The 18818-nt window shown below is 68.9% G+C and carries 15 protein-coding genes and 2 pseudogenes; 5 read left to right on the top strand and 12 right to left on the bottom strand.

Annotated features, from left to right (window positions below):
* Positions 1-107 precede the first annotated feature (107 nt).
* The 3 genes from FRANEAN1_RS42955 (at position 108) to FRANEAN1_RS02850 (ending at position 1957) form a co-directional block, all read left to right on the top strand.
* Positions 108-455 (top strand): hypothetical protein, encoded by a 348-nt coding sequence (locus FRANEAN1_RS42955; protein ID WP_347176962.1) that lies wholly within the window; start codon positions 108-110, stop codon positions 453-455.
* 150 nt (positions 456-605) lie between these two features.
* On the top strand, positions 606-1013 hold the full coding sequence (locus tag FRANEAN1_RS02855) for a hypothetical protein (RefSeq protein WP_020458242.1): 408 nt from the start codon (positions 606-608) through the stop codon (positions 1011-1013).
* A gap of 368 nt (positions 1014-1381) precedes the next feature.
* Positions 1382-1957 carry a TetR/AcrR family transcriptional regulator gene (locus tag FRANEAN1_RS02850; protein WP_020458241.1) on the top strand — a complete coding sequence of 192 codons (576 nt, stop codon included), beginning with the start codon at positions 1382-1384 and terminating at the stop codon, positions 1955-1957.
* Between the two features lie 189 nt (positions 1958-2146).
* On the opposite strand, the gene FRANEAN1_RS02845 is transcribed toward FRANEAN1_RS02850, so the two are convergent.
* The 9 genes and pseudogenes from FRANEAN1_RS02845 to FRANEAN1_RS02805 all read right to left on the bottom strand — a co-directional run bounded on the left by FRANEAN1_RS02845 (position 2147) and on the right by FRANEAN1_RS02805 (position 12293).
* Positions 2147-4162 carry a molybdopterin-dependent oxidoreductase gene (locus FRANEAN1_RS02845; protein ID WP_020458240.1) on the bottom strand — a complete coding sequence of 672 codons (2016 nt, stop codon included), beginning with the start codon at positions 4160-4162 and terminating at the stop codon, positions 2147-2149.
* Between the two features lie 93 nt (positions 4163-4255).
* Positions 4256-4517: pseudogene (locus FRANEAN1_RS40680) on the bottom strand (hypothetical protein); the annotation flags it as partial.
* 458 nt (positions 4518-4975) lie between these two features.
* Positions 4976-5914: an alcohol dehydrogenase catalytic domain-containing protein gene (locus tag FRANEAN1_RS02835; protein WP_020458238.1), complete on the bottom strand. Its 939-nt coding sequence runs from the start codon at positions 5912-5914 to the stop codon at positions 4976-4978.
* The gene (locus tag FRANEAN1_RS02830; protein ID WP_020458237.1) at positions 5911-6945 is read right to left on the bottom strand and encodes an aldo/keto reductase; all 1035 of its coding nucleotides are present in this window, start codon (positions 6943-6945) and stop codon (positions 5911-5913) included. The genes FRANEAN1_RS02835 and FRANEAN1_RS02830 overlap by 4 nt, the downstream gene beginning before the upstream one ends.
* Positions 6946-7042: 97 nt before the next feature.
* Positions 7043-8230 (bottom strand): cytochrome P450, encoded by a 1188-nt coding sequence (locus FRANEAN1_RS02825; RefSeq protein ID WP_020458236.1) that lies wholly within the window; start codon positions 8228-8230, stop codon positions 7043-7045.
* Positions 8231-8330: 100 nt separating this feature from the next.
* Positions 8331-9587 (bottom strand): amidohydrolase family protein, encoded by a 1257-nt coding sequence (locus FRANEAN1_RS02820; protein WP_020458235.1) that lies wholly within the window; start codon positions 9585-9587, stop codon positions 8331-8333.
* Positions 9588-9667: 80 nt separating this feature from the next.
* A complete protein-coding gene (locus FRANEAN1_RS02815) occupies positions 9668-10120 on the bottom strand; it encodes a pyridoxamine 5'-phosphate oxidase family protein (protein ID WP_020458234.1) in 453 nt (150 codons plus the stop codon).
* A gap of 96 nt (positions 10121-10216) precedes the next feature.
* The gene (locus FRANEAN1_RS02810; protein ID WP_020458233.1) at positions 10217-11041 is read right to left on the bottom strand and encodes an SDR family oxidoreductase; all 825 of its coding nucleotides are present in this window, start codon (positions 11039-11041) and stop codon (positions 10217-10219) included.
* Positions 11042-11075: 34 nt separating this feature from the next.
* Positions 11076-12293, bottom strand: a complete 1218-nt coding sequence (locus FRANEAN1_RS02805) for a CoA transferase (protein ID WP_020458232.1) — start codon at positions 12291-12293, stop codon at positions 11076-11078.
* Between the two features lie 592 nt (positions 12294-12885).
* On the opposite strand from FRANEAN1_RS02805, the gene FRANEAN1_RS02800 reads away from it, so the two are divergent.
* Positions 12886-13668: a TetR/AcrR family transcriptional regulator gene (locus FRANEAN1_RS02800; protein ID WP_049795570.1), complete on the top strand. Its 783-nt coding sequence runs from the start codon at positions 12886-12888 to the stop codon at positions 13666-13668.
* A 1357-nt stretch (positions 13669-15025) separates the two neighbouring features.
* Here the strand turns inward: FRANEAN1_RS02800 and FRANEAN1_RS02785 are convergent.
* Positions 15026-15787, bottom strand: coding sequence for a protein phosphatase 2C domain-containing protein (locus FRANEAN1_RS02785; protein WP_020458229.1), 762 nt, complete (start codon positions 15785-15787; stop codon positions 15026-15028).
* Positions 15788-16061: 274 nt separating this feature from the next.
* On the opposite strand from FRANEAN1_RS02785, the gene FRANEAN1_RS02780 reads away from it, so the two are divergent.
* Complete coding sequence (locus FRANEAN1_RS02780; protein WP_020458227.1) at positions 16062-17822, top strand: GGDEF domain-containing protein; 1761 nt, start codon at positions 16062-16064, stop codon at positions 17820-17822.
* 65 nt (positions 17823-17887) lie between these two features.
* Here the strand turns inward: FRANEAN1_RS02780 and FRANEAN1_RS40675 are convergent.
* Together FRANEAN1_RS40675 and FRANEAN1_RS02775 are read right to left on the bottom strand one after the other, a co-directional pair.
* A pseudogene (locus tag FRANEAN1_RS40675) lies at positions 17888-17995 on the bottom strand (IS5/IS1182 family transposase); the annotation flags it as partial.
* Positions 17996-18101: 106 nt separating this feature from the next.
* On the bottom strand, positions 18102-18599 hold the full coding sequence (locus FRANEAN1_RS02775; protein WP_347176961.1) for an SAM-dependent methyltransferase: 498 nt from the start codon (positions 18597-18599) through the stop codon (positions 18102-18104).
* Between the last annotated feature and the right edge of the window lie 219 nt (positions 18600-18818).

The following is an 18818-nucleotide window of genomic DNA, read 5'->3' as shown; positions in this document are numbered from 1 at the left end:
GCGTGAACGGCGCCCGGCTGCGATCGCGCATCAGGTCGACGACACCCCAGGTCGTTCCACCGAGGCGGAAGGCGGCCCGCAGCTCGTCGCCGTAGCCCTGCGGGGCGATGAACTCGCGCCACCGGGTGCTGCGCGCGGGCTGGTCGTCGGTGACCGCGTACAGCGTGGCCGCGCCCGCCTCCGACCGGGCGACGTCCCGGAACAGCAGCGACCTCGGAGAAGAGGAGACACCGAACCAGGGCGCGCACCCGAACGACGTGGTCCAGCTCCCGAAGGTCCACGAGAACGACCTGGTGTACGTCGACGACGTCGAGTACCGGGTGACGATCACCGGTTTCCTGCTGGGCCAAGGGTCACGGAGAAGGCGAGTCTCCACCTTCGACGTCCCCGAGGGCGGTTCCATCAGCGCCGGGATCTTCGCGCGCTTCGAACGGACAAGCCCGCCCGGCTCCTGAGCCGCGACACGGACCCCCGGTCGGACCCGACAACGGACACACCCACCGGATCCGGCCTTGAGGGACATCGATGGCTATAATCCGCTGGCTGGGCCGAAGGGCCCGCGGGGGGGCGTGTCTCGGAGAGGCGCGCAGTCAGGGGGCAAATCCATGGTATCTCTTCGAATGCTGCCCAGAAATCTGGTCGCAGCGGCTCTCGCTATCGTCATGATGGTGGCGGTTATCGGTTTCGGGCAGGGGACCGCCCATGCAGCCACCTGTTCGGATCGTCAGTTGCCGGTTTCCTCTGCCGCCTCCTATCTGGGAGTTGACCGCCGGCACTCCGCGCAGTTCCGCGGAGTCCTCTCCGGCGGTGTGACATACGTCAACTTCTGGTTCGACGGCGTTTACCGTGGCCTGTACAACGCCAACGGAGTCCTCGTAACGGGTTCAGCGCCTATCTCGGCGCTCTACAAGACGGTGACAACGACCGAGATCTGGCTCGGCCGAGTTCGCCAGGTCGTCAAGAACGTTCCCTACCTTCGGGTGTGCGGCAACTACTGGATCAAGCTTTCCTGAACCCGTACGGGGCTGTTGTACCGGGATGAGTCACGGCATTCCGGGCCCCCTGGGGCGATGGTGGGCAGCCAGCGCGGGCCAGCCCGGCGAACGCGGGCGACAGCCGCGCTGGTCCCGGCGGATGTCCTGAGCGGGGGCGTGCTCTGAGCAGTCATCGTCGGAGCACGCCGTCAGTTCGGTCGACGTTCCGCGCGGCCGAATCCGTCTCTCGCAAGGTCGCGTGAGAGTGAATGGGTGAAAATGGTGACGTGACCACCCCGTGCCAGGCTGTCGCCCTACCGGCCGAGCTGGCGGGTGGAAGATAGGCTTTCATCGGTTGGGCTGATCATCAGCCTCGTGATACCTGATTGGCGGGGTGTGGCGGTTTCGTGACAGTTCAACGGCGGGCGGGGGCGGCGCGGGAGCGAGTGCTGGCCGTTGCGTTGGAACTGTTCGCCCGGAACGGCGTCAGCGGTACGTCGATTCAGATGATCGCTGATGAGCTGGGTGTGACCAAGGCAGCCGTCTACTTCCAGTTCAACGCCAAGGAGGAGTTGCTCCGGGCGGTGGTCGCTCCGGCTCTCGAGGAGATGCGGAGGGTGACCGAGGCAGCTGAGGCCCGCCGCCGGCCGGCTGATCAGTTGTCCACCGCGCTGACGGGCGTGGTGGATATGATCATCAATAACAGCCGGCTGAACGCGGTCGTGTGGGCTGATCCCGCCGTGAGCCGCCTGACCCGGGAGGACCCGATTCTGCGGGATCTCGTGGCCAGGCTGGACCGGATCCTGGCCGGCCCGGACCCGGATGTCGAGGCGCTCGTGACCACTGTGATGGTCAGCGGCGGTCTGATGGCCGCGACGACGGATCCGCGGCTGGCCGACCTCGACAAGGACGTCCTTCGGCGCCAACTGTTGAACACGGCGCGCCGCATGCTGGGCCTACGCGCCATCCGCACCCAGGTCTGAGGGCACATCTGAGGGCACATTGGCGTCCGCGGTTCGCATGGCCGCGCCGAGCGTGGGCAGCCTTTGCAGGCGCGAAAAACACCACCTTTCCTCCCGGCGGGATCATCTCGCCCATGGCGGACAGCGGCCGGACTCGTGCGGCCGCTGTCCGAATTCCATTACCCGAGCGCGAGGCCGCGCACGGACCTCCTATGCCGGGTGGACGCTCACCGGGATGCCGCAGTAGCGGACCATGCCGGTGACGATGTCGACCTGGCTCTTGTCCGTCAGCCGGTTGACGTTCGCCGACTGGTGGCCGTGGGGTATCGAGACCGCTCCACGGCGGATGGTGCCGTCGACCTTCGCGATCCCGGTGATCTCGCCGCTGGTCGAGCGGACGGTCACCGGCTGACTGTCGACCACGCCGGCCGCTGCCGCGTCGTCGGGATGCAGGATGATCTCGGGCTGTTCTCCGAGGTAGTCGAACTGGGAGTTCAGATGGCGCTTCTGGCGTCGTGGTGTGAGGACGAGCGGGGCGGGAGGCTGGAGCGCGGCCAGCTGGTCGACGAGCAGCCGGGGAGCGAGGCGCCATCCCCCCATCCGCTCGACGTGCCCGTCCACCCACGGCGCGGGAATCTCGCGGGGTACCTCGACCCAGCCTTCGGAGACGACCTCACCGAACGGGCGCCGGGCGTGGGCGGTGATCTCGGCGAGCAGGGTGTCGTCGGTGACCTGCCCGGATCTGCTGTCGGCGAGCTGGTAACCGAGGCGCTGTCCGAGTTCCGCGAGCACCCACCACACGGAACGCCGGTCCCCGACCGGTTCGACGACGGCAGGGGTGTGCTGGACGGCGACGCGCTGTATCAGGAAGTCCCACAGGCTCACGTCGGCCCGCTCCAGCTGGTCCTTGGTCGGCAGGACGTGGGTGGACAGGGCCGTCGTCTCGTTGCCGATGATCTCGATGGTGGCGAACAGCTCCAGGTCCCGCAGCGCGGGAACCAGCGTCTCGGTGTCGGGGAAGGCCGCGACGAGATGGCCGCCGAGATTGAGGACCGCCCGGATGTTGCCCGCGCGGATCTCGTCGGCCAGAACGGCACAGGGCCACTCGCCGAGAAAGGACTGTGTCTCCGGACGGCTGCGCGGGCCCGGCCCGAACGAGCCTTCGGGCGGCGAGATCGGCAGCTTGAAGGCCTCCAGCTGGTTTTTGAAGCCGGGGTGGAACCATGCGCCGCCGGGCTGGTTCATCGACCCAGTGATAATCATTAGTGACCAGGCGAGCCACTGCGTGACGTTCGCGCTGGACGCCATGGTGACGCCGGTTCCGGTTTCGATCGCGACGCGCCCCGCTCGTCGCACGCCGGCGAGGAGCGCGGCCAGCTCGTCGGCGGAGACATCGGCGATTCGGGCGGCGTGCTCCAGAGTGAACGGCTCAACGGCGGCAGCCAGGATCTCGCCACCCTGGGTGTGACGGGAGAGCATCTCGCGGTCGGCGCCGTCGCGGAGGATCTCACGGACAAGGTAGGCGAGGACCGCGTAGTCGGTGCCGGGACGCGGCGCGAGATGGTGGCCGGCCAGGCGGGCGGTCTCGGTGTGACGGGGGTCGATGACCCACACCTCCGCCCGCTCCCGCAGCGCCCGTAAGGTGCCCGTGGGGTTCGGCATCGCGACGGTGTGCCCGTGGGACACCACCGGGTTGCTGCCGACGAAGAGGACGAACGAGGCGTTGTCGTAGTCGGGCCGGCCGCTGAGAGCCGGTGAACCGCCCACCAGATCCGCGGTCAGCACCTTGGCCGTTCCGTCGATGGTCATGGGACTGAACTTCGCCGGCGTGCCGATCGCGGCGTGCAGGGCCTGCGCCATCCGGTAACCGGCGGCGTCCATGCCGATGCCGCTCCCGAAAAAGACACCGACCGACTCGGGCCCGTACCGCTCGATGATGTTTCGCAGCCGGGCGCCGAGATCGTCCAGGCACTCCTCCCACGTCGTCGGCCGCAGCTCCCCGTCGACCTTCATCAGCGGACGCTCGATGCGATCCGGATGATGGTGCATCTGCGGGAGTGACCGGCCCTTCGGACAGGTGTATCCCCGCGACAGTGGGTGGTCACGGTCGCCCCGTACCCGAACTACCTTGTCACCAGCCGTCTCGACGAGGATGCCGCACACGGACGTGCAGATCCGGCAGAAGCTGCGGACCGTCCTCGTGTCGGTAACCGATATCTCCGTCATCGTCACCCTCCTGGTTCTGGCACCGGTTCACCAGCTCAGCCACCGATCGCCGACATCGGCCGGTCGGGCCGACCGACCCGGGCCCGGGCCCGGGCCCGGGCCACCGTCCACCTCGAACAGCTCGGCCGGCGCGCTGCCCCGGCCGGCCAGCGGCGTGAGCGTGAACTCGGCGCGCAGGGAGGCAGGGATCTCCGGTGCGGTGATCGCACGGAACCGGTCCGGCGAGGTCGTGTCGAGGGAGACGTTCACCCGGTCCAGGCCGGCCGACCAGCTTCGGCAGGCTGGCACGCAGCGTCGGCTCACCGCCGGTGAGCCGGCCCGGGTCGGTCAGCGAGACACTCAGATCGGTCGAGATCCGCCCGAGCCTGTCGAGTAGACGTGCGCCTCCTAAGGCAGGCGTCACCGGAACCTCCGGAGGACGCTCCGGCCTTCAGACCTGGGAGGCATCCGGGTTCCCCCGGAGCGGGGCCGTCCGAACATCGATTGATCCTCGTGGGCCGGGCGGCTCACGGCCTGGCGCGGCCGTCACCACCAGGAAGAGCCGACAGTTTTGATCACCAGGTCGGCGCGCCGGGACCGGACGCCGACATGACACTTCCAACCTGAGCGTGACTTAGCCTAGACGTGCGTCAAGGCTTTGCATAGACGAACGTCAAGGCCCACGGTCTTCGATCAAGCAGTCGGCGGGCCGGTGTTGACCTCCCGTGAGGGGTTGGCGCTCAGAGTGAGACGGCCATATCCCTTGGCGGCTTCGTCGCCGGTGGTGCGGTCACGCCCCTGTAGGGCCGGCGCCCGTCACGATGCCCACGGAGGTCATGGTTCGACCACCACCCGCAGCGCTCCGGCCTTGCGGTCGGCGGCTACCCGGAACGCCTCGACAGCGTCCTCAAGCGGGAACCGATGGGTGATCAGCGTGCGGGCGATCTCCGGGTTGTCGGCGAGCATGGCCGCCGCGTCCTCCATCTCGCGCCCGTTCGCGTGCCGGCAGTAGCTCATCGAGGGGATGAGCCGGGCCTCACGGTGGAACAGCGGAGACCAGTTGACTTCCACCGTGCCCATGTGGAAGCCGACGACGACCACCGTCCCGCCCGGCGCCACGAGGTCGACGGCGCGGGCGAGGCTGGCCGACGTTCCCGCGGCCTCCACGACCACGTCGTACAGGCCCGTGGTCCCGACCTTGGCCCCGAGGCGCTCGCCGGCTTCGACCTGGTGCGGATGGCGTGCCTCGAGGTCCACCTCGGGAGCACCCTGACGGCGCGCGCCGGCGGCGGCGAGCAGGCCGAGTGCACCGGCCCCCACGACAGCCAGCCGGGTGTCCGGACCGGTGCCGGCCAGCCGGAGGGCGTGCCAGGAGACCGACGCGGGCTCGACGAGCGAGGCGTCGCGGATATCGAGACCGGGCGGCAGCGCGACGAGCCGCTGCGAGGGGACGCGGAACTGCTCGGCCATCCCGCCGTCCGCGCTGGAGCCCAGTGCCCGATGGATGTGGGTGGGGCACAGGTTGTACCGGCCGTCCAGACACAGGTCGCATTCCATGCACCCGTAGAGCGCCTCCACGACGGCCCCGGTTCCGTCCGCGCGGACGCCGGCCAGCTCATGTCCGATGACCCGTTCCAGCCCGAACCGCATGTACATCAGGTCCGAGCTGCAGATGCTCGCTGCCGCGATCCGGATGACCTCGTCCCCGACTCCCGGTGGCTCGTCGAGGTCGACGACGGTGATCTCTCCCGCTTTGGGGCGTGCGGCCTTCACGTGCGTCGGCGGGCGGCGGGCAGGAGGGCCGGGTGCTGGGTGAAGTGGTCGATCCCGGGCATGTCGGTGCCGGGAGGCACGATCTTGTCGATGGCGTCGAGGACGTCCTCGTCGAGGTCGACGTCCGCCGCGTTCAGCGCGTCCTCGAGGTGCTTCATGGTGCGCGGCCCGATGATCGTCGAGGTGATGGCGGGGTGGTTGGCGACGAAGGCCATGGCCAGCTCGGTCAGGGTGATGCCCGCCTGGTCGGCGACGCCGCGCAGGGCGTCGACGGCGTCGAACCGGACAGGGGAGGAGCGCTCGGCGGCCGAGCTGACGGTTCCCTGCATGAAGGGGCTGTCCGGGTCGTAGCGTGAGCCGGTCGGCGGTTCCTGGCCGCGCTGGTACTTGCCGGTCAGCCAGCCGCCGGCGAGTGGGCTCCAGGGGATGACCGCCATCCGATGCCGCTGGCAGGCGGGCAGGACCGCCTGCTCCACCGACCGGGCGAAGACCGAGTACTGCGGCTGCTCGCAGACGAACCGTTCACCGCCGCGCCGGGCCGCCGTCCACTGGGCCTCGACGATCCAGTCCGCCGGGAACGACGACGAGCCCAGGTAGAGGACCTTGCCCTGCCGCACGAGGTCGGTCAGGGCACCGAGGGTCTCCTCCAGATCGGTGTTCCAGTCGAGCTTGTGTATCTGGTACAGGTCGATGCGATCGGTGCCCAGCCGGCGCAGGCTGCCCTCGACAGCCTGCATGATCCATCGACGTGAGGAACCCCGCTGAAGCTGGCCGCCCATGGGGAAGAAGCACTTGGTCGCCAGCACCACGTCATCCCGGCGGGATTTCACCGCCCGTCCGATGATCTCCTCGCTCTCGCCGTGGGAGTACACGTCGGCCGTGTCGATGAAGTTGATTCCGCCGTCCAGCGCGCGGTTGACGACCCGCACGCTGTCGTCGGGATCGACGTTACCCAGCCGGCCGAAGTTCATCGTGCCCAGACACTGGGTGCTTACCTCGACACCGGTTGTTCCGAATCTGCGGTATCTCACAGGACTCCCTCAGCGGGCTGGCCACGTGCCGGCCGCGCCTTCATGGCATCGGATGATCGGTAGGTCGAATGATCGGTAGGGATGAATCTGTACGGGCCTATACGACGATCGGGAGCTTCTCGTAGCCGCGGACGGTGCTGGTGTGCAGCCGTGCCGCATTGTCACGGTCGACCTCCCAGGTCGGGAAGCGGCGCAGGGTCTCCTCCAGCGCGATACGCCCCTCCATCCGGGCGAGCGCCGCGCCGAGGCAGAAGTGCGCCCCGCGGCCGAACGCGACGTGGCTGTCGACCCGCCGCCTGATGTCGAAGCGGTCAGGGTCGTCATACCTGCGCCCGTCACGCCCGGCGGACGCGGTCAGGAGGATGATCTTCGACCGGGCCGGGATGGTGGTGCCGTGGAGTTCGACGTCCCGGGTGGTGACGCGGCCCTGGACGGGGGACGGCGACTCGTAGCGCAGCGTCTCCTCGACCGCGTTCCCCAGCAGCGACGGGTCCACGGCCAGCTCCGCCCGCTGGTCGGGGTGCGCCTCGAGCGCATCACACGCCCAGCCGAGCAGTCGCGCCACGGTCTCGGTGCCGGCGGCCACGAGCAGCGCGGTGAAGTCGGCGGCCTCGGAGGTGGTGAGCTGACGGGTCCCCCCGTCGGTGGCGATCTCCGCCTGCACGAGTGCCGTCATCATGTCGTCCCTGGGCGCAGCCCGTCGCGCTTCCAGCTGTTCGGACAGGTAGGCGTGGAACTTGGCAGACGCCGCCATCGAGATGTCGTTGACCATCCCCTTCTCCGGATCAAGGTGGAAGGTCTGGTCGATCGTGTGGCGGATCTCCTCACGGTCGGCCGGGTCCACCCCGATCAGCTGGGAGATCACCATCGACGGGAGCAGTGCGGCGAAGTCCTGGATGTAGTCGAACCCGCCACCGCCGACCTGCCGGTCCAGCAGCTCCGCGCAGATCTGCCGGATGTGGCCCTCGAGCCCGCCGACCCGACGCGGCGTGAACGCCCTCGAGACCAGCACCCGCAGCGTCGTGTGGATCGGCGGATCCATGAAGATTATCTGCCCGGTCTTTAGCGGCTCGGGCGACATGAGTTCGAGAACCGTGCCGTACGCCGAGCTGTACGTGGCGGTGTCCAGATGGGCGGCGTCGACGTCCGCGAACCGGGACAATGCGTAGAAGTCCATTTTCTCGTTGCGGTACACGGGTGCCTCGTCCCGCATCCGGTGCCAGACCGGATGCGGGTCGACATGGAACTCCCGGTCGAACGGGTCCCAGTACAGGTCTTCTGTCACGGATGACGGGCCTCTCTTCGCAGAACCCGGATTCGGCGGGAAGCACCGCTCGGGCGGATGGCGCGGCTCCTCGTTGTCTCGCCGGCCGCGTGGCGGTGGATCAGGTGGTCTGTCGCTGCGCGTAGAGGCGGGCCCATTCCTTGCGGGAGCGGATGGTGGTGTCGACGTCGGTCGCGATCGCGCGACGGGCGCCGACGGTCGCGCGCTCCTTGGGGATCTCGGAGAACGGGTCCCAGTTGAAGAACCGGCAGGCGTTCCGCCAGGTGATCTTGTCGATCTCCTCGTCGGTCGCACCGGCGTTGTTCAGCTCGTTGAGCACGAACTCCGGCGCCTCGGGCCAGATCGAGTCGGCGTGCGGGTAGTCGCACTCCCAGGCGATGATGTCGATCCCGATCTCACGGCGCAGCTTCAGCGACGTCGGGTCGGTGACGTAGCAGGCGAGTGAGTGGTCGCGGAACACCTCGCTGGGCAGCTTGCCGCCGAAGTCGCGGCGCAGCCAGCGCTGGTTGGTGTAGTGCCGGTCGCAGCGGTCCAGGTAGAACGGGATCCAGCCGATGCCGCCCTCGGAGAAGGCGAACTTCAGGTCCGGGTAGGTCCGCATCGCCGGGCCCCACAACAGGTCCTGCACGGCCAGCGAGGAGATCTGGCACGCCAGGATGATCAGGTTGTCGATCGGCGCGTCCGGGGCGAGCTTGAGCGCGCCGAACCCGGTTCCGATGTGCAGGCACATCACCATCCCGGTGTCGGACAGCGCCTCGAACACCGGAGCCCAGAAGTCGAGGTTGTGGTAGCTGGGCAGGCCCTCGAGGTGCGGCAGCTCGGGCATGGTGACCGCCCGGCAGCCCTTCGCCGCCACCCGGCGGATCTCGTTCACCATCAGCTGCGGGTCCCAGGTCGGGAGCAGCGCCAGCGGGATGAACCGGCCCGGGTAGGTGCCGGCCCACTCGTCGATGTGCCAGTCGTTGTACGCCTGGATCATTATGACGGTGAGGGGATCCTTGAAATGGTTGAGATGCCCGGCGCTGAACCCGGCGAACGTCGGGAAGCACATCGACGCCAGGATCCCGTTACGGTCCATGTCCCGGACCCGGTCGTGGATGTCGTAGACGGCGGGGCGCATCTCGGCGAAGCCGGCCGGGTCCTTGGCCCATTCCTCCGGCGGCCAGGTGATCACGGCGTTGAGGCCGCTGACCCCGGTGACCCGGCCCTGGTAGATCCACCGGTCCACGCCGGACTCGTCGGTCTCGACGTGCGGCGCCTGGTCGGCCAGGTTCGCCGGCAGGTGGTTCTTGAACATGTCCGCTGGTTCGACCACGTGGTCGTCGATGCTCACCAGAATCAAGTCGTCGACGTTCATGACCCTCCTCCGTGGGTGCTGGCCTGACAGGCGTATCCGGTCAGATATCTGTGGTCCGGTCCCGGCCGTGCCGGGGGTTCTCACATTTTTCGGAAGTCCCAGCTGGTGATTTTCTCCGGGGTGAGGCGCAGCCAGGCGTGGCGGCCGTCGTAGTGCATTTCGTCGCGGCCGGTGTATTTCTGGGCGAAGAGCTTTTCCGGTGTTTCGAGGTCCGGGTCGGGGGTGCCGGTCCGGGGAGCTTCTCCGACGCTTTCGAGCTTCCCGCGGAGCTCGACCCCGTGTAGCTCGTTGAAGGCGTGGCCGCCATCGATGAGCACGGCCACTCGCGGGTCGCGGGCGATGTCGGTCCAGCGCTGGCTCTTCACGACCGAGTTGAGCCACAGCGCGGCGCCGTCCCACACGAACCACAGCGGAGTCAGATGTGGTCCGCTCGGGCTGGACGTCGCCACCCGGCAGGTTCGCTCCTCGGTGAGGAACGCATCGATCTCGTCCCGGCTCATGGCGATCTTGCGGCCCCGGCGCTGCTCTTTCATCGGTTTCGTCCTTAATGGATGTCGAGTGCCTGCTGCGTGGTGGTGTGCCGAAGTAGGGACGGACGGGCCCGACGGCGAGCGCCGCCAGGCAGCCGGTCACCGACCGAGCATGAATTTCACGATGGGTGTGGCCGGGGGGAAGGAGTCGGAGATGCCGGCGGTGAAGTAGCCCGAGTCGGTGACGATGGTGATGCCGTTGATGGCGGAGGCGGCGTCGCTGCAGAGGAACAGCAGCGGGTAGGCCTGTTCCAGGGGGGTCGCGGCCTCGATGCCCAGCTCGGCCCGGTAGTCGGTACCGAAGCCGAGCCACCTCTCCTCGTTCGCCCGCGCGAGGGGGGTGTCGGTGGGGCCGGGGCAGATCGCGTTGATGCGGATGCCCTGCTTGAGCAGGGGCATCGCCTGGGTGGCGACGTAGGCGCAGACGGCCTGCTTGCTCCACATGTAGTCGGCCTTGCCGTGCTCGACGGCCCACTTGGTGGCTTCGTCGAAGTCGGTGATGGCCAGGTATTCCTTGAGTAGCGGGAGGTTGGCCTCCCAGCCGAGGCCGGCCGCGGAGGAGATGAAGCCGATCGCGGAGCCGCGGGGCAGCAGCCCGCCGGCCAGCAGGCGGTCGATGAGGTAGCGGTGGCCGATGAAGTTGATCCGCTCGATGCCCGGGGTGCCGTCGGCGACGCCGGCGGCGGAGAGCAGGGCGTGGACGGGTCCGCCGAGCTGGTCGACGGCTGTGTCGATGGAGGCGGCGTCGGCGAGGTTCACGTGGATCGACTTCGCACCGGGGAGGGTGACCTCGGCGTAGTCGGCGACGATGACCTCGGCGCCCGCTGCCTGGGCGAGCTCGGCGGCGGCGGCACCCATGCCGGTCGCGCCGCCGACCACGAGGACCCGCTTCCCGTCGAATCGGAACGCGTCGAACAGCGTCATCTCAATGTCTCCTGGCTCTTCGTTGAGGTGGGGGTCATGCGACGACGCCGCGGATCTTGAGGTCGAGGACGGCGTCGGTGTCGAGTCCGAGCTCGGTGAGGATCTCGTCGCCGTGCTCGTTGAACAGCGGCGCCCGGCCCGCCGGCGCGGGCTTCCCGCCGTACTGCACCGGGGCGGCGGCCATCCGGAACGGGATGCCGGCGGCGGTGGCGCAGTCCTGGACGTACCCGTTGGCGACGGCCTGCGGGTCCGCGGCGGCCTCCAGGGTGTCCTGCACGACCGTCCACTGGCCGATGAAGGTCGCCAACCGCTCACGCCACTCGGCCAGCGGGTGCTCGGCGAAGGCGGCCTCGAGGATCGCGATGGCCTCCCGGCTGTTCGCCATCAGCGCGGCGTGGTCGACGAAACGCGGGTCGGCGCCGAGCTCGGGACGCCCGATGGCCTCGCACATCGGCGCCCAGTACTTCCCGGCCTGCAGGCAGGTGAACGACAGCCAGCGGCCGTCCTTGGTCTGGTAGTTCCCGGTCAGCGGGTTGGAACGCGGCGCGTCCAGCGGCGGCGGGGTCCACGGGATGTCGAGCAGCAGCGACAGGGCGAGGGCCTGACCCATCGCCCACATCCCGGTGGCCATCAGGGAGACGTCGACCTCGGTGGCCTCACCGGTGCGCTCGCGGTGGAACAACGCGCCCATGATCCCGCCGGCGATCGTCATCGCGCCGATCGAGTCACCGAAACCGGGCGCGGGCGGGACCGGGACATGGCTGTACTCCGGGCGCATGCTGCCGACCGCGACGCCGGCGCGGGCCCAGAAGGCCAGCGAGTCGTAGGAGCCACGGTCCGCGTCCGGCCCGCGTTCGCCCTGCCCGGTCCCGCGGACGTAGATGATGTTCGGGTTGTGGGCGCGGATGTCCTCGACATCAACATGCAGCTTGGTACGCACGCTGGGCAGCTTGTTCGTCAGGAACACATCGCAGGTGCCGGCGAGCTTGTAGAGGATGTCGCGGCCGGCCTGGGAGGTCAGGTCGAGGCCGAGGCTGCGCTTGCCACGGTTGGAGTGCTCCAACAGCACGTGGACGTCCTTCGGGACGACCGCGACACCCGAGGACGCCAGCGCGCGCATCGCGTCCCCACGCTCGACGTGCTCGATCTTGATGACGTCGGCGCCCCAGTCCGACAGCAACGCGGACGCAGCGGGTACGAACGTGTGCTCAGCGACCTCGAGAATCCGTACACCCTGCATCACCGCGGTCATGAACACTCTCCTGCCTCATCGCCGGTGACGGTCACCGGCCACATCGTGTACGCGGGGATCGGCGGATCACCTTTTCGCCTGGGTGGATTCCCTGCGCGCTGGTGGGCGCGCCGCGGGCGGCGGTGAGGAGCCCTGCCGGCCGGGGCACCGGCGAAATCCACCGAGCTGGTTGGGCGCGGAATCTTCCCGGCGGGCTGCCTGAGATCAAGCCGAAGGTCGCCTGCCTGTTCGGCGGGCCGGGCGGAGAAGCCTTTCCGGTGATGTCCGGAGAACGCCGACGGCGCGGGCCAGATGGCGCGCGTCGGGAGAAGGCATGACGTTTGCCGGTCAGCCGGGTGGGTGGTGGCGGGGGTGGGCCTGGTCATGCGACCAGCCAGGGTGCGGCGACGACGTCGGCGCGGTACCCCGCCGCTCTCGTGGCCGGCGGTTGGGACCCATGTCGGTAGACACAAGTAGGTCCGCGCTGTAATCGTGGCCGCACACCCACTCCTTATGCGACTGGCGGTCGCTTGCCAGTGGATAAGTATGCGGGCGATGCTCGCATACCGTCAAGACGGAACCGGAGGGCCCTGTGACATCTTCACCACCCGCGGTGACCGATAGTCTCCGGTCGCCTGCTCACGACGACGGAGCCGCACCGACCGAGGAGACGGCAGTACCCGCTGAGCCCGGATCCGCCCGCTGGTGGGCGGAGCGCGCCCTGGTCGACCGTCGCCGCAGGCCGCGAGCCGGCGGACTGTCCACCGAACGCATCGTCGAGACGGCCCTGGAGATCCTCCGTGAGGAAGGACTGGAAGCGCTGACCGTGCGCTCGGTCGCCGAACGGCTCGGCACCAGCAACGCCTCGCTTTACCGGCACATCGCCAGCCGCGACGAGCTGATCGCCCTCATCGCCGACCACGTGATGGGCGACATCCGACTCGATCGCACCGGCCGCGGCTGGCGCGCCGACGTCGAGGCGCTGATGTTCGAGATGCGCAGGGTCATCCTCAGCCAGCCGCTGCCCCCGTCGGCTGGGCGGAGCAAATCGGGATCCGGATCGGGGCCGAACATGCTGCGCCTCGTCGAATTCGCCCTCGCCCTGTACCGCGAGGCCGGACTGACCGACAGACAGGCGGTCTACACGACCATAACGATGATCGAGTTCGTTGGCGGTTCCACCAACATCCGACGCAGCCCCGCCGGTCGCGGCTCGAACGGAGTGGCCGGAGCAGCCGACCTGCGTCAACTTCTCGACGGACTACCCGCCGACGACTTCCCGGCGCTACGTACGGCCGGGAATCTCTACACCGCCGCCTCCGCCGACGACGTCTTCACTCACGGCATGACCCTCTTCCTCGACGGCGTCGCCAGCCAACTCCCCAGCAGTCAATAACCGCACCGCAGATACCCGACCCCTGAGAGGCCAAGCTTGAACAGGGCGGCCGCGCCGGCCCAGGGGATGCTGCGAGCTGCGTGGCGCTCGCTGTTCCAACAGTGTTGGTGCCGCCTTTTCGTCATGCTGTCAAATTTGTCATGGGCTTGGTGGGCTCGCTGAGCAGATCACGCCCGTAAAACTCGCCGCGTCCGTGAACAGGTAACACCCCGCCGGCAGCCCTCAGTCCGTTCGTTCCACCGCCGTACCACTTTGGAACGCCGATGGAAGGTCCGACCATGAATCGTAAGACTCGACGTGGGGAAGAAGGTCGGCGGCTTGGTGCAGTATGGCCTCGGCTCGATACAGCCCGAGGAGCTGTGGATCAAGCACTAAGAGGGCGCCTGACGTGGCTTTGATAGATCTTTGAGGCCATGTTCGTCGACAACCTTCTGTCAGCAGCTCGAGGTGCTGGACGAACTGTCCGAGCTGCTGCTGGACGAGGAACTGTCGTAGCTACTGCTCGACGAACTACCGGAGCTGCTGTGGCTGTCGGAGCCGCCCCAGGAGTCCGAACCCGAGTAACAATGATCGTGATGACCGCCGTGAACATGATGGTTGTGGCCGTACTGGTCGCCGTGGCGGTGGCCGTAGTGGCCGTGGCTCCAACCGCCGTCGCCGTCGTCGGAACCGCCACTGCTTCCCCTCGGTTCGGCCCCGAGAACGGTGCCGAACCGAGGGGTGAAATCGCGACCCCGGCCACCGAAGCCGAAACGTCCGGGTAGCGGCGGCGGGGCGCCCCCGCGGCCGTGCAACTCGTCGAGCCTCCACCGGGTCAGGCGCGGCAGGAGCAAGAGGATCGAAATCATCGTGACCGCCGCCACGCCAGCGATCATCGGCGCAAGCAGGGATAGCTTGCCCGCCGGGAGCATGAAGGAGACCGAGAGGGCCCCGCCTATGAGAAGCACTGGGACCGCGTGCAGACCAGCTATCACACGTGACATGTCCTGAGTTGTAGCGCGGCTGGTCAGCCTCCCACCGTGATCGACGCCGACCCGACAGGTGGGTGCGAGCCGGGGTTCGCCACCGAACCGATCAGGAACACACCGTCCGCCGGCGCATCGAAGCGGCGCTGGCCGGCGGACGGATCCCCGGTTCGAACGGCATCCCCACACGTTGGCGGCTCCGCGGCAGCGGGCACAGCACCGTCGCAACTTCCGAGGCAGTCCACGCCGATCGGCTGATCCGCACCTGACCCCGGCCGGCGCACCTGCCAGGGCGCCCCGGGCCCGGCTCCCCGCCGGCGACGGGTCTGGAACCGCGGACGAACATCGGCCAACGGGCCGGGTCGCGATCTCGCGCCCGGATCAACACGCCTCTACCTGCGGAGTAGGATGGCGGTCGCGTCATCGTGGCGCTTCTCCTGGCGGCGTGCAGCCATCTCGGGTGCCTCGGCGCGCTCCGCCGCGCGGGTCCGGCGAATCAACTCGGCAGGCCCCGACTTGTCCAGAAGATCCACCAGGCCCCGCCAGTCCAGCACGCCGAACTGTTCGACGAGCCGGGACGCGCCGTCCGACAGCAGGGCCGCGCGGTGGACCTCATCAGCCGGCACCGAACCGGTGACGGCCTGATATGCGGCGTCAGGGTTGGTGGAAGCCACCCAGAACCCGCCCGGCTGGTTCCGGGAACGGGCCACCCCGTCTGCCGAGTAGTCCGGCAGGTGCGCTATCCGGTCGTCGATGATCGGGCGGATGGTTCTGCCGAGGTCGAGGATCAGCGGCGAGTCGGCAAGGACGAGGTATTCGAACTCGTCGGATGTCCACCGTGCGATGACGGCGGTAGAGCTGGGGCTGTTGGGGTTCGACAGGTCGCAGTCGGGGCCGTGCTGGCGGCAGGTTGCCTGGATGGACTCGGCAAGCAGGTCGGGGAGAGCTGGGAGAGTCTGCTGCGAGCTGAGTAGCCGTTGGGCGAGCTCCCCGGCGAGGGTGCTGGCGAGCCAGCGGACGTCGTGCACGCACCCGGAGACCACACCGGCACGGGCGGTCGCGCCGTCGAGGATGAACGCCCAGCCGTCGCCGACGGCGACCGCGTCCTCGTTGACCCGGCCGGGGGTGTGCTCGGTGGCGAAGGTCGCGCGCATCAGTCTGGGATCTTGAAATGGTTGAAGGGCTGGGCCATGTCACCTGCGATCACAGCGTGCACACCTCCACCAGCCGACCGCCGACAGCGTAGGCAGGACGTCAGCCTGCCAGCGACGCCAGCATCGCCGCAGCCCGCGGCGACTGCACCCCGCTACAGCCGCTCCGTCACGACGTTCGCCGTGACGGAGCCCTCCTTGTTCACCCCACCCTCGCCGAATCGTCACTGTACGAATCTAAATGATTGCGATACGCTTCCTTGTGGGGGTGTGGGTGATGCCTGAACTCCGCAACGTCGTCGTTTCTGCACATAGTCCGTGGCGTCTGACCGGTTCGGGCCGTACGCCACGAGTGTTGCGGTGCGCCATCGCCGCCTCCCTGGCGCTGCTGGGGCTGGATGTCGCCTTCGCGGTGCTGCTGGACCTGCGCTCCGCCCGCGTCGCCACGGACCTCGTCTCCACCGCAGCCCAGTTCGCCGCCGCGGCCGCCTGTTTCTGGACCGCCCGGCGGGTACGCGGGGCGGAGCGCCGCTGGCGGGTGCTCATCGGTCTCACCGCCGCCGGAGCGATGCTCGCCAGCCTCTCGATCGCACCGACGTTGCTGGCCGGAGACCTGCCCCACAGGCAAGGCATGTCCCCGGCGTATGCCGTCTTCCTCTCCCTCTACGGGGTGGCCCTGGCCGGGCTGCTGTCCCTGCCCACCGACCCGGTGGACAGCCGGGGCGGGAGTGCTGGCAGGCGATGGTACGGCGCCCACCGCTGGTATGCGATCACCCTGCTGGACTGCCTGCTGATCGCCGGCTCGCTCGTCCTGCTGCAATGGGGGACGGTGCTCTCCGCGGTCGTCCAGACGGGCCCCGACATCAGACCATTCCGGCTCGCCCTGACCCACCAGGGTGCCGGCCTGATCCTCGCCACCGCGGTCGTGCTGATCGCCAGCTTCCGCCGACCCCGCGCCCCCGCAACGCTGGCACTACTGGGCACCGGCCTGCTGGCCTACGGACTCACCACCAACATCATCTCCTACGTCGCCGCGGAGTACGGGTTCCACCTGCCGCCCTGGGGCCTGATCGGGTTCGCTCTCGCCTACCTGCTGGTCTTCCTCGCCGCGTTCGTCCCGGTCCCGACCCGCACGCCCCCCGAGGGCCCCGCCCCGCCCAGCCCGCGGGCGATGTGGGCACACGCCGCGCTGCCCTACGCCGCGCTCACCGCCGCGGGCCTGCTGATCCTGGGCAAGCTGGCCACCGGTGCCCGCCTCGACCGGTTCGAGACCTACGGCATGATCACACTGCTGGTGCTCGCCCTGCTCCGGCAGATGGTCACCCTCGCAGAGAACACCCGGCTACTCGCCGAGATCCGGGAACGCGAACGGCAACTGCACCACCAGGCGTTCCACGACCCGCTGACCGGCCTGGCCAACCGGACACTGTTCACCCGCCGGCTGCAACGAGCCCTCACCCAAGGCACCGACAGCGACACCACCCACACCCCCGCCATCACCTCCGGCGAGGACACGGTGTCCGTCCTGTTCCTCGACCTTGACGGCTTCAAAAAGGTGAACGACACGTTCGGCCACGCCGTCGGCGACGAACTCCTCCAGATCAGCGCCGACCGGCTACGCGCGGAAACCCGCGCGATCGACACCGTCGCCCGCCTCGGCGGCGACGAGTTCGGCGTCATCCTCGACGGCGGCGGCCCCGACGACCCCCGCCGCATCGGCGAACGGCTCGCCACCGCCGTCCAGGCCCCCTGCCTGCTGGCGGGGCGGCCTTACACCCCCCGCGCCAGCCTCGGCCTGGTCACCCTCGACAGCACCACCACCCGACCCGCCACCCCCGACATCCTGATCCACCAGGCCGACCTGGCCATGTACACCGCCAAACGCACACAAACCGGCGGACTCGTCATCTACCAACCCGACCCGTCCACCCCCACGACCACCACCAACCATCATCCCGACCACCCGACACGATCGGTTGAAAGTTCGGTTTGTGGGTTTCGGGACCGCCCGGCGCACGATCCGGGTCCCGTTCCGTGAATTCCCCCCGTCACGCCCCGACGGATCGTGCTTGTCATAGCCGAGGTGCTGGCTCGTTTCCGCGCCCACGGCCGCCCCGGGCGGCCATCAGCGATCCGGTCCCCACCGCGCTGGACGACCAGGCGGACCAGCCGGCGGAACTGGGTCGGTTTCAACCCGGTGAACGGAAAGATCCGCGGCGCCGACCCGCGGGTCCGGGGCCGCTCTCACCCAAGGCGCGGAACCCGGATACCGGCCATGACCTGGTCGAAATGGGTCCCGTCGCTGGCCAGACAGTCCCTAGGGGACGCGGGCGATGGCGCCGTAGACGTTGACGCGGCTGTCGGCCAGTTCCTCCCCGGCGTCCATCTCGGCGTGCCAGCGGTGGACCGGCACGACACCCGGCTCGACGAGGTCGAGGCCGGTGAGGAAGCCCTCGACCCCGCCCCGGGAGCGTGGGGTCAGCGCGATCCCGCGTGCCTGGTAGACGGCCGAGACCCGCTCCGCCTCCTCCGGCGCGAAGTCCCCGGTGGCGTGGGTGAGCGCCACGTAGCTGCCCGACGGGAGGACCTCCGTGTAACGGCGGACCAGGCCGTACGGGTCGTCCGACTCAGGGATGAAGTGCAGCACGGCGATCAGGGAGAGCACGAGCGGCCGGTCGAGGTCGAGAGTCTCGGCCAGTTCGGGCGAGGCGAGGATCTTCTCCGGCTCGCGCAGGTCGGCGTCGAGGTAGGCGGTGCGGCCCTGCCGGGTACCGGTCAGCAGGGCGCGGGCGTGCGCGAGGACGATCGGTACCACCCCTTGGTTGCACACGCCAATGACGAGGCCAAGCGGCCGGGCCCGTCTGCCGGCCGTGCAGACACCACCGCGGCCCGCGCCGACCGCCGGCGAACCGCCGCCTGCGGCTGAGGGGCGCCATCGACAGAACCGCGCCGGCTGCCTCAACCCTCCCCGTTCCCCGTTCGCCGACTGCGGCCGCGGCATCGATCAGAAACTCGGCGACGACCCGGCATGACG

It is taken from the genome of Parafrankia sp. EAN1pec, assembly GCF_000018005.1.
Lineage (GTDB): Bacteria > Actinomycetota > Actinomycetes > Frankiales > Frankiaceae > Parafrankia > Parafrankia soli.
This window is presented reverse-complemented; position numbering and strand designations above follow the sequence as displayed.